This window comes from Paenibacillus sp. Root52 (assembly GCF_001426865.1).
Taxonomy (GTDB): Bacteria; Bacillota; Bacilli; order Paenibacillales; family Paenibacillaceae; genus Paenibacillus.
The window spans coordinates 1-12,324 of sequence record NZ_LMFO01000015.1; the positions used below are offsets into that span (position 1 = coordinate 1).

Consider the following 12,324-nt stretch of genomic DNA (forward strand, 5'->3'; position numbering starts at 1 on the left):
TTGCAAGCTCTTTTTTTAAGTTTCTTTCGAAGCTTATTTTGTTTGCTTGCCGCACCGTGTTTCTCGTGTTTTCTTGGCCGGAATTAGAATATACCATGCTGGTTTAATTAATGCAACTCTTTTTTCAAATTTATTTATCTTTTGAGTTTTGAGTTTAGTTCCACTTCGCTTACTCTCAACTAGATCATAGATCGCATGTACCTAAACATCTCTCGTTCAGCCTATATTAGTAGATATAAGCCTACTATTTATTTAAGAGTGTTCTAACGTATTACCCTTCAACAACATTATCAATCTCTATTTTAATATAATCTTCGTAATAGAACCTATCAACTCAATCCACTAATATGTCTCTACTTAGTGACTACAACATATTCACCATGTAATCCTCATTATAGAGGTAATAGAGAGAATAATAGAAGAAGCACACTTTTCTCACATTAATCTGGACTAAGCTAGACCAGGTCGAGCTAATCTATGACTCCACTAGACCGCTCTACTTCAATACACTTTACTGAGTACTATAATAGACCCTACTAGACTTCGTTTTCTATTGCTTCCTATACACACATCCTGTTAGCTTCTCATTTTCAACACACCTACTCTTACGCTCGAGATCTAAACCTACCCATTACAATAGTGTCATAGAACTGCCCGTCTGTATGCATTCGATCTCTCCTCATAATTCCTTCGACTTCAAAACCTACTTTCTTATAAAGTTCTACTGCTTTTTCGTTCGTACCTAACACGTTCAACGTCATTTTCTCGACACCCGCCGTATCTGCCCAATGAATAGATATCTCCAATAGCTTCTTCCCTATCCCGTACCCCCAGAATTCCCTCGCAACACATACGCCGAATTCAACCTTATGAGCAAAGCGTTTTAAGCCCACTCCCTCACATCTCGCATAGCCTACAATTCGACCTTGTACCACAGCCACGAGAAATAAGTTTCTTGGCTTCTGTGCATCCACTCGGATGATACCCGCAAATCCTGCCTCATCAATGTACGCTTCACCCTGCTCGCGATCCATATTCTCGGTTTCGCCATCAATCTGCACACGAAGTGAGGATAATTCACCAGCATCTTTTTCCTCTGCCGATCTGATCGAATAGTTCATTCCTTTTACGTTAAATACCTGCTGTTCAAGAAGCATAAAAACTAACCCTTCCTCTCCACTGCATTCACATTCGTTATTTGTACACGCTAGCCAATTTCTGATGGACTCTTACCTGTGAGCATTTTGAACACCTGGCTAAAATACGTCGCATTCCGGAATCCCGTCATCTCACTAACTTCATACACCATGTAATTCCCCGACTGCAACAGTTCCATTGCCTTCTGGACTCGATACCCGTTCAGATAACTCACAAAGTTTTCTCCACTCACCCTTTTAAATAACTGGCTCAGATATTTAGGATGCACAAACAGACCCTTAGCGATCGCTTCAAAGCTGATCTCTTCAACGTAATGCAATTCCACGTATCGTTTGACCTGTTCTACGAGTTTATTACTCTTCTTCTCGCCCATCTCTTTCCTTGTCTGCTCTAGCCAATTATGAATAATGTCGTCTAGCCAGCTTATCAGGTTCTGCAGAGCATACTTGTATTGAATTTCTTGCAAAAAATCACTCATGGCGAGCGGAGGTGTTAGCATCGGATAATGTCGATTCCAACTATGAATCAGCGTATCAAACAAACTCACGGCCACAACCTGCACATCCTGAATCCCATTACAACTCCCTCCATTCAGCAAACTACGGATATGATGCCATACCTCTTCTGCCAGATCAGGCCGGATATCCACCCACGCTTCATTCCATTGTCGCAACAAAAGCGAATAATCCGTCACACTAGTTTCTGCTGCCTCTGACGATTGATAACGATATACACGGCTGCCTCCCTGAAATTCTGCTGCTTCCAGCGCCTCTCTACTCTCTAGATAAGAATCCATCACCTCGCACAAGTGACCCTTCACACTACCAATTCCAGCACTCAATTCTAGCTTGAGGTACGTGAAAATCTGATCGATCATCTGCTCCACGAGGGATTGAACCTGTTCATGGTCATCATTCTCGGCAAATAACAGTAGCACAAATAAACGATCGGAATAGTCTACAATTTCTACCTGACAATCAGGCATATGCGGGATCTGTGCCTTGATGGTCTCCTGAATAATGTCTGCTGCCCCGTAGCGTAGCAACTGCCAATCCCGCTCTTTCATCCGCGTTAGAAATCCAGGTCGATTAAGTTGTAGGCTGATGGCGCGTACTGGGGAGCCCTTACGAATCCCTACATAACTTATACGTTCATCTGGCAGCTCGTCTGCTCGATACCGCGTCGTTAACAATTCATGCAGAAAGTGTTTGCGCAAATAGGGAAGCACTCTTCCTATCTCCTGTTTGTATGTCCGCTCTAGCCGCTCATGCCGCTCCCGTACATCCTGCTCCAGCAATACATCACGCAGCACAGACTCAATCTCCTCTACCTCTGCAGGCTTTAGCAAAAAGTGATTCACTCCCCAGCGCATAGCTGCTCGGGCGTTCTCGAATTCATCGTATCCGCTCAGAATGATAATCGGCAGATGAGGGTGTTCTTTCCGCAACGCTTGCGTCACCTCAAGCCCTGTCATTCCAGGCAGATACACATCCGTCATCACTAGATCAGGATGCAGACAATGAAATAGTTCCAGCGCATCTAACCCGTTGGAAGCTGTTCCGGCAATACGAAGACCGAGGGAAGACCAATGAATGTGTTCTGTTAAGGCTTTGATAATATGAGGGTCATCGTCTACGAGCATGATCGTCTTCATTTGTTTTCACCACCCAACCACTGATTTAGCTGCTCTTCGATTTCGATGCGCGGCAACGTAATGATCACTTCGACTCCACCGAGCTCACCAGCACCTATACGAACCCCGTAATGCGCCCCGCAGTAAAGCTGGATTCGCTGATGTACATTGTGTACGCCTATTCCAGACGTATCTTCCATCCTCCAACCTTCCGGCAAGCCTTGCCCATTATCTAAAATGCGAATTACGATACCTGATGGAACCCGGGTTCCTTCGTCTCCAATCTCTTCATGAATATGCACTCGAATTCGCAGCATGTCTTCCTTAGGATGTCCGTGGATCACGGCATTCTCAATAAAGGGCTGCAAAATAATCTTCGGAATGTAATAACCTCTAACCCGCGGGTCGATCCTTTCCTGATAATCGATGGAGAACGGTAATCGTTCTGACTGAATGCTAACATAACAACGGGCATGTTCTAGTTCATCTCGCACGTGAATAAACAACCGCCCTCCACTCAGTCCGATTCGCAGCAGCTTGCTAAGCTGTACAATCATACGACTGATATCCTTCGCTTCATAATCAAGTGCACGCCAATGGATCATATCGAGTGTATTGTACAGAAAATGAGGTTTGATCTGTGCTTCAAGTAAACCTGTCTGTGCTGCCCGTTTGGCACGACTCTCTTCCCTCACCTGCTCCATCAGCGTTGTCAGTTGGGATGCCATATGGTTAAAACCATATGCTAAATGAGCATATTCCTCCGTAAATGAGAGCTGTACCCGGGTCTCAAAGTCACCCTTCTCTAATTGCCGCATTCGTTTGATCAATTGACGAATCGGGTGAACTATACGCCGCACGAATAAACATGCAAGTATCGCTGAACACAGCAGACCTGTCACTGCAATCGCAAGCACTTTCCACCCTGCCTCTCTAACTGGAGATAACAGCATATGAACAGGGATGGTCTGTACCAGACGCCATTGAAGCATCGCTGGGCGGGAATACAGTACAAGCTGCGCGCTACCAGATTGCCCGGATACAACTTCGAATCCGTCATCTCCACGCTCGGCATACTCTTGAATCCAGGCACTGTCGACTAACGGTATAACGTTCTGTGCAGATACTGTGGAAGAAGCCTGGTCCTCAGGTGCAGAATCACCCATATGCATAATCACATTACCCGCGGTATCGACCAGCAGTACCTGGCCATCCAACACCATGGGCATATCTGCGAATCGGCGCACAATATCGGCACGACTTAACCGAATAAGAACATAAGCTACAGTGTTACCACGGCTGTTAAAGATCCGCTGAGCATACCCGATCAACGAGTGGCCAGATTCATTTTCCCTAAGCGGCACCCAGGCTCCATCAGCTTGCTCCAGCGCCACAAACCATTCGGAATCAGAAATCGTATTCACTGGGTAGATCCGATCCTCAGTTGTTATCGCCACACCGTTAAAGGCATCCGTGTACAACTCTACCGACGTAATGCCCTCGCTAACGACAACCGTGTGATCCAGTATTTTGGAGACTTCGCGACGCTGATGAATTTGGGTCAATCGTCCTTTGCCAGACGTCTCCAAGAGAGCAGACAGCTCCCTGTTGCTGGTAAGTGAGTATGCAGTGCCCGTCACCCCTGTTATAAAATCAAATCCTCGACGGGTGCTCTCATTAAGAAGCGCTAACCGCGCCTTGCTAATCTCGGTAAACGTGACTGCGGAGAAGGATTGATATGCCAACCACACGATGACAGACACCAGCAACAGGTTAAATGCAATAAAGCAAGTCACCATCAACGTGGAGAGCTTGCTTTGTTGCAGCTTCTGATTAAACCATCTGGATAATGCTCGTTTCCTCATGGAATCACTCTTTCGTCTTGGAGTTACCCTTTAAGCCCGGAGGTTGCGATTCCTTCCACGAAGTACTTCTGGCACACGATAAATACGATAAAACACGGCACTAGTGATAGCACTGACATGGCAAACATCGGACCCCAATCCGATTGGGAACTGGAATCCAGGAACAGACGCAGACCTAGTGGCACCGTGTATTTACTTACATCACTTAGATAGATCAACTGACTGAAGAAGTCGTCCCATGTCCATAAGAATGTAAATATCATCGTGGTGACCAGTGCTGGAAACGCAAGTGGAATAATGATCTTGGTGTATATTCTCACAGGGCCACATCCATCAATAGTTGCCGCCTCATCCAGCTCTTTGGGAAGCCCCCGGAAGAACTGAACCATGAGGAAAATGAAGAACGCATCCGTTGCCAGCCATTTGGGCACAACGAGAGGTAGATACGTATTCACCCACTCCAGGTGATTAAAAAGGATATATTGTGGGATCAGCGTGACATGATGCGGCAACATAATCGTCATGAGCATCAAGCCGAAGCAGATCGCTTTGAAACGAAAGTTCAGCCGGGCAAAAGCATATGCTGCCATGGAGCAGGAGATCACATTCCCGAGCACAGCACCCAGCGACAGCACGATGGAGTTGGTCAAAAAGCGCGAGAATGGATTGCCCTGAATTCCAGACCATCCAGTCATATAATTTTGCCAGTTCCATTCCTTCGGCCAAAACCAGGTTTCCGTAAAAATCATATGTCCTGGCTTGAACGAACTGCCCAGCATCCAGAGGATGGGGTACAACATAACAAAAGCGATGCCTGAGATCAGCACATGTTTGGCAATCACCCAAGTAACAGAAGTACGTTGTCCGATCATGATTTCCCACCATCCTCATAGTGCACCCACAGCTTGCTGCTGCGGAATACCAGCAATGTAAATATCCCAATCAGAACAACCAACACCCATGCCATTGCGGAAGCATAGCCCATTTGAAAAAAGGAGAATCCTTTTTTGTATAAGTACAGAGAGTACATTAATGTTGAATTCACCGGTCCTCCACTACCGTTACTAATAACGAAGGCCTGTGTGAATGACTGAAAGGATGTGATGAGTTGCATGACAAGATTGAAGAAGATGACAGGTGATAGAATCGGCAGTGTTATATAGAAGAATCTCCGTAAAGGCCCTGCACCGTCCACTGCTGAAGCTTCATCATATTCAGGTGGAATCTGCTTCAAGCCTGCCAAGAAAATAATCATGGATGAACCGAACTGCCATACGGATAACAGTACGATTGAATATAGAGCATACTTCGGATTAGCAACCCAATCCGGGGCTTTAATGCCCACCATGGCAAGCACACCGTTAAGCAACCCATCGCCGCCTAGCATTTTGCGCCATAACATGGCAATCGCCACACTGCCTCCAAGCAGCGTCGGGATGTAATACACTGTTCGGTAAATGCCGAGTCCACGTATGCCTTTGTTGAGCAGCATGGCAACAAGTAATGCGAAAATAAGCTTGACCGGTACCGATACGGCAACATACGTAAACGTGACCTTGAGCGACTGGATAAACAGCTTATCTGATGTAAACATCGTCATGTAGTTGTCCAGACCGACCCAGGAAGGGGCGGCCAGGATACTATAATCGGTAAACGAAATATACAACGATACCAGCATGGGACCTAGGGTCAGAAATAACAGTCCAACAAGCCATGGGGCGAGAAACAGAAGGGCAGCTCCGTTATGCGCGTATCTTCGTTTCACTCGCCGGGTGGCTACATTCTCGATTCGAGCTTGACTGACCTGTGATGTAGTCATCTTATCGCAACCTCCCCGCAGAATTAGAAAGTCTGGAACAGCTTCACTCGTTATTGACTCGATCCAAGCGTAGCTTTGGCACCTTCAATAAACTGGGCAATGACATCCTGCATGCTGCCCTGACCAAAGGCGATCTGCTCGCTTGTGCTCTTGAAGCTTGTGTCCACCTCAGCAAATCCTTGCGGGTATGGCGGGTCAATCTCACTGGAATGCTTCGATACGGTATCAATGAATTGGAAAATAGCTTGTTCTGCTTCTGGCAAAGTTGGCTGCATCTGCTCACGAATGCTTGCGTTGACTGGCACACCACGTTCTGAGCCTAGAATTGCCGTTGCCTCCGGGTCATTTACCATAAAGTCAATGAACATAGCGACTTCCTTTGGATGTTTCGTTTTGGCATAACCGGAGAGAAATTGACCTGGTTTCAGATATTCGCCGATTTGCTTTTCATTCACACCGTGAGGAAGTACTTGGATGGCGAGTTTGTGATCCTGATTTTTGTTCACCTGCTGGAACGTCAGCAATTGGTTAGACCATGCAAAATCCATTGCCGCTGTTCCGAGTGAAATCGGTCGTGTCTCCAGTGCATTCGTCGTGGAAGCCGTCACCTCCGCAGAAGTTGCGCCTCCACTCTCACGTAGGGCAGCCCACATCTCAAACCACTGCTGTAACTCCTCATTCGTCGCTGTGATTGTGCCTCCGTCAAACAATCCTTTTCCCGTTTGCCGGATAAATACCTCAAACATATTCGTTGCTCCAGAAATATCTGCTGAACCGTAGAATCCATCCCCTTTAGCTGCAGCAATCTTAGTCGCAATATCTTCAAAGTCCTTCCATGTCCAACTCTCCTGAGGCTCTTCAATACCTAACTCTTGGAATACAGTAGCGTCATAAATGACACCCGGTGCGTTGACTCCTAGGGTAATTGCGTACAATTTATCATCAATCGATCCGGCTGTGATCATACTCTGATCATGATCCTTAGTCCGTAGCTCTTGGCTCTCTGCATACGGAGTCAGGTCAAGCAAGGCACCACGCCGAGCAAAATCCGTCAGAAACGCGTAATCCATCTGTACGATATCTGGGGCGTTAGAACCGGCTACCTGCGTGGTCAGCTTATCAAAATAACCATCCCAGCCTGAATATTCAGGTTTAATGGTGATGCCCGGATGCTTCTCTTCAAACAATTTGATCACTTTGGTTGTTAGATCATGTCTGGTCTGTGATCCCCACCAGGTCATACGAAGTTCAATCTTACCTGAGGTGTCTCCTTTGCCTCCTTCATCAGAAGAAGCCGTTGTACCGGAAGACCCTCCAGAACAGGCTGTAGCGAACAATAACAGGGACAGGCAGAACAGGGTTACCCACTTTTTCGTAATCATCATGAATGAAATTCCTCCCCTTTTTGCATTTATGAAATCGCTTACAAAACCTATTGTAACGATCCATTGCCGCACATGACATAAACAAAAGTAAGCTTTCCTGTCAAAAAAGTAAGGGGTTGTTACACCAAGTGGAATTTCAAATCACACATGAGCTTCTGCATCTCTGATAAGATCAGCATGAGTATTTAGGCGGAGGTTAATCTTCATGGATATGGTATTATAGCAGGTTCATTTAATCAATAGGTTCAAAATATTTTCAAGAGATAGGTAACCGAAAATAGAAAACCAAAGATACCCACAGCCGCCGTAGAAAATACTAAGGGGCTATGAATATCTCTGGTAATTGAGATAATTCAGGTAATTCAGTTAATTTAGGTGACTTAGGTGACTTAGTGAAATTAAAAGATAAACATAGATTACATAGGTGACTAGGGATCTATTATCTCAGAAATCTCTATTTATCTAGTATATTCAATAATATCTAAGATACCTTACAGGATTCTGAGTATCCTAACCTACCTAGTGCTCACGAGTGCACCATCATAACAAAGTGATTCAGTCTTTCCGCGATAACATGGACATACGGGTTGGTTACAATCGTAAAATGATTACACGCCACTTCCTGTGCGTACACCTTGCCTAGACTCAAACCATGCCACCCCGAGGGATGAATAACCTGATGCGTGTCTGTCGGCTGCGAAGCATACCATAGATGAATATCAGTCCGTAGTTTGCCTTTCAATATATACTTCTCAATCGCTCTCTGGTTCACAACCATAATCCGTGCATTGCGTGTCATCTGCTCCATTGTCAAACCTGGCGGAAGCCTGTTCCACTTCTTGGCAAGTGCATGGATCTGCTCCAGATCATGTTCCTCGACCTCGCCATCCAGCATTTCCATGGTCAATCCAAGTTGTGTTGCCGCACACATGCTGAGCGATGGAACTGAGGTGGATCGAGAGTCTGCTCCTGCTTTTATCGCTTCAGCAGGGACATCGACGATACCCAGTAGTGCCACTTCATCCCCTCGTTGTTCCAGCAGTCGGGAGATCTCTACTGCAATGTAACCGCCGAATGACCAACCTAAGATATGATACGGTCCACGGGATTGAACCTGATCCATTTCTTGCAGATAGGCTTGAGCCATATCTTCAATTGTCGTTAAAGGTGTCTCTTCCGAGTTATACCCCCGAGCCTGTAGGCCATAGACCGTTACATCATCCTCCAATTGACGTACCAGATCCAGATAACCAAGCACATCCCCACCTTGGGGGTGGATCACAAAGAGGGTTTTCTCCCCTCTTCCTGCCTGCAAAGGAATACGAATCTGATTCGTTTCGTGGATGATCCCTTTCTGAATACTGACTGCCAATTGAGACAATGTTGGGTACATGAATAGCTGCTTCACTGCCAGTTGCACACCATACGATTTATTGATTTTGCTAATCAGCTGCATGGCTTTCAAGGAATGCCCGCCTAACTTAAAGAAATTACTATTCGACCCAATCGGGTTGCCTGACCCGAGTACCTCCACCCATAAGTCACGTAACCGCGCCTCTTCTTGGGTTAGCTCTGTATCCATCGTAGCTTCATCTTCCCATACAGGGTCGGCCAATGCTTTACGGTCAATTTTATTATTCGGTGTGAGCGGAAATCCTGGCACAAACACCCAATGGCTTGGCACCATATGAACAGGTAATCGCTCCTGTACATACTTCTCCAGCGGTCCATAATCCCACGCATAATTTTCTTTAAGCACCAGGTAAGCAACCAATGTCTGATCTCCCAGATGGTTGGCTCGCGCATCCACCAACACCTCATCCACATGGGGATGCTCTGCGAGCGTTGCTTCCACCTCACCGAGTTCAATCCGAAATCCACGAATTTTCACCTGATAATCGGTTCTTCCTAAGAATTGAATACTTCCATCCGTATAATAACGCCCCAGATCACCTGTCTTGTACAACCGCTCATTCGTATGAAAGCGGGACTCTACGAAACGTTCAGCGGTTAAATCAGGTTTATTCAGATACCCAAGAGCTAGTCCCCGACCAGCGATATAGATCTCACCCTGCACACCTACAGGCACAGGTTGAAGATACTGATCCAATATATATACACGACTATTGGTAATCGGTCGTCCGATGGAATCCGGCTGTTCCACTCGGTATTGATATACAGTGGCTGCTACAGTTGATTCAGACGGACCATATGAATTATACATCCGGTTATGTTGGTTATATTTTTCAATCAGCTCTGCGGGACACTTCTCCCCAGCTACAATCATCACACGTAGATTCGCAACCTCTTCTTCCTCCAATGTGGCAAGAACAGAGGGTGGGAATGCCCCGAATGTAATATGCTGTCTTTGCAAAAATGCTCCCAGATCTTCACCCCGCTGATAGATATGAAGACTTGCCCCAGACAGTAGAGCCGTCATCGTCTCGAACACCGATCCGTCGAAGCTGAATGATGCAAACTGCATAACATGATCCGCAGGTGTCACTGCGAAGGTTTCGATATTTTCGAGCGCTAGATTAACAACACCCCGATGAGCAATCATTACACCCTTCGGTTTCCCTGTTGAACCTGAGGTATAGATCACATACGCCATGCTGTCGGAAGCCACCGTAGATTCTATATCCTTGGTAGACTCCAGACTAATCTGCTCGTACTCACGGTCCAGACAAATGACGTTCATCGAATCCATTGATAGATGCTCCAGACCAGCACTGTTGATCACCATCGTATGTGGACTAGCGTCCTGAAGCATGTAAGACAATCGCTCTGGAGGGTAACTAGGATCTATAGGCACATAAGCTGCACCCGCTTTGAGAACAGCCAGAATGGATACAACCATCTGCACAGATTTGTCGAGACATATCCCTACAAGAGCATGTTCACGCACACCACGTTCCTGCATATACCTCGCCAATTGATTGGCTTGCTGATTCAATTGAATATAGGTTAGTTGCACTGCACCACACGTCACGGCTAGTGCATCCGGAGTTTCGTTCACCTTTTGCTGCCACAACTCATGAATGCTGATCTCTGGCACATCACGCTCCGTATCATTCCATTCCACAAGCTGCTTATGCAATTCATGCTCAGATAGTATAGGGAGATGACCGACTGCCTCATTAGGCGAATGAACAATACTCTGTAACAACACGCCAAAACTATCAGCCATTCTACCTACGGTCGCCTCTTTAAATAGATCAGCATGATATAAAAAAGTGCCTTTTACACAATCGCCCTGCTCCTGCAGGCTTAACGTCAGATCAAAGGAAACCGTATCGACCTCCGGTTCAAGCTCAACCAACGCTACGCCTGCCATATCAATCGAAGCCTCGGCAAAGGATGCCATGCTGAAAAAAACCTGAAACAGCGCATTATCGGTCATAGAACGATCCGGCTGCAGTGCCTCTACTATTTTCTCAAAAGGAACATCCTGATGGGCATAAGCCTCAATCGTATTCTGCTTCACCTGCCGCAAATGCGCTCTGAAACTGGTGTCCGCAGAGAGTAGCGAACGAATAACAAGTGTATTGGCAAAAAAGCCGAATACCCCTTCGAGTTCCTCCCGATTCCGATTCGCACTCACTGTACCCACCGAAATATCAACTTGCCCACTATACCGCTGAAGTAGTAGCTTAAAGGCTGTCAACATAGCCATATATAGCGTTGCGCCTTCTTGTTGAGCTATTTGTCTTAGCGATTGAATCAGAGATGAATCAACGGTAAATTCCAGTTTTCCGCCACGGGCAGACTGAAAAGGAAGTTTAGGTGCATCGGTTGGAAGCTGAAGCACTTCGGCTCCCTTGAGCTTATTTTTCCAATAGTCCAACTGGGTGTCTAATAATGTTCCTTCTAATAATTCACGTTGCCACATCGTATAGTCCACATACTGTAAGGGTAGATCAGGGAGCGGTGAAGGCTGATGATGAAGGAACGAACTATATATAATCCTCAATTCATTCAATAGTACATTCATAGACCAGCCATCAGAGATGATATGATGCATCATTATTGAGAAAACGAACTGCTTAGGCTCCAATGGGATAAGCACCGCTCTGAACAGTGGCCCCTCCGACATCTCGTAAGGATCAGCCGCTCTTCTCGATATCCAGTCCACAGCAGCCTGCTCATCCGCATGAGCCAATTCAATGACATCGACACAAGCGTGAAGTCGTTCCGCCACACATTGGACAGCCGTTCCTTCTTCTTCTCGAAAAAACGTCCTTAGTGATTCATGCCTATCGACCAATTCTTGAACACTGCGTTGTAGCACATCTAGGTCAAGCTCTCCTTCTAGTCTCCATAACGAATTCATATGATAAGCGGAGCTATCCGGGTCGAGCTGTTGAATAAACCATAGTCTCTGCTGGGCAAAGGATAGTGGAAAGACGTAGACATCATCATGCACTTCATCACTCAGATGTGTATTCAATACAGTTCCTCCTG

Annotated in this window: 7 protein-coding genes; all 7 read right to left on the bottom strand. The window is 46.1% G+C overall.

The window, feature by feature from the left end:
• Nucleotides 1-605: 605 nt before the first annotated feature.
• Entirely contained in the window at nt 606-1,157 is a 552-nt protein-coding gene (locus ASD24_RS15500; protein ID WP_056697288.1) for a GNAT family N-acetyltransferase, read from the bottom strand.
• A gap of 50 nt (nt 1,158-1,207) precedes the next feature.
• A complete protein-coding gene (locus tag ASD24_RS15505) occupies nt 1,208-2,812 on the bottom strand; it encodes a response regulator (RefSeq protein WP_056697289.1) in 1,605 nt (534 codons plus the stop codon).
• Nucleotides 2,809-4,656, bottom strand: coding sequence for a cache domain-containing sensor histidine kinase (locus ASD24_RS15510; protein ID WP_056697291.1), 1,848 nt, complete (start codon nt 4,654-4,656; stop codon nt 2,809-2,811). The genes ASD24_RS15505 and ASD24_RS15510 overlap by 4 nt, the downstream gene beginning before the upstream one ends.
• Nucleotides 4,657-4,679: 23 nt before the next feature.
• Nucleotides 4,680-5,528 (bottom strand): carbohydrate ABC transporter permease, encoded by an 849-nt coding sequence (locus ASD24_RS15515; protein ID WP_056697292.1) that lies wholly within the window; start codon nt 5,526-5,528, stop codon nt 4,680-4,682.
• Nucleotides 5,525-6,475, bottom strand: coding sequence for a carbohydrate ABC transporter permease (locus ASD24_RS15520; RefSeq protein WP_082560428.1), 951 nt, complete (start codon nt 6,473-6,475; stop codon nt 5,525-5,527). Before ASD24_RS15520 ends, ASD24_RS15515 begins: the two co-directional genes overlap by 4 nt.
• Before the next feature lie 50 nt (nt 6,476-6,525).
• Entirely contained in the window at nt 6,526-7,860 is a 1,335-nt protein-coding gene (locus ASD24_RS15525) for an ABC transporter substrate-binding protein (protein ID WP_056697293.1), read from the bottom strand.
• A 526-nt stretch (nt 7,861-8,386) separates the two neighbouring features.
• A complete protein-coding gene (locus ASD24_RS15530; RefSeq protein WP_056697294.1) occupies nt 8,387-12,310 on the bottom strand; it encodes a non-ribosomal peptide synthetase in 3,924 nt (1,307 codons plus the stop codon).
• Nucleotides 12,311-12,324: the final 14 nt, after the last annotated feature.

Excerpts from the sequence above, each read along its gene's own strand:
- ASD24_RS15520 (WP_082560428.1), bottom strand. The coding sequence starts at position 6,475 with ATGACTACATCACAGGTCAGTCAAGCTCGAATCGAGAATGTAGCCACC.
- ASD24_RS15510 (WP_056697291.1), bottom strand. The coding sequence starts at position 4,656 with ATGAGGAAACGAGCATTATCCAGATGGTTTAATCAGAAGCTGCAACAA.
- ASD24_RS15500 (WP_056697288.1), bottom strand. The coding sequence starts at position 1,157 with ATGCTTCTTGAACAGCAGGTATTTAACGTAAAAGGAATGAACTATTCG.
- ASD24_RS15505 (WP_056697289.1), bottom strand. The coding sequence starts at position 2,812 with ATGAAGACGATCATGCTCGTAGACGATGACCCTCATATTATCAAAGCC.
- ASD24_RS15515 (WP_056697292.1), bottom strand. The coding sequence starts at position 5,528 with ATGATCGGACAACGTACTTCTGTTACTTGGGTGATTGCCAAACATGTG.
- ASD24_RS15525 (WP_056697293.1), bottom strand. The coding sequence starts at position 7,860 with ATGATGATTACGAAAAAGTGGGTAACCCTGTTCTGCCTGTCCCTGTTA.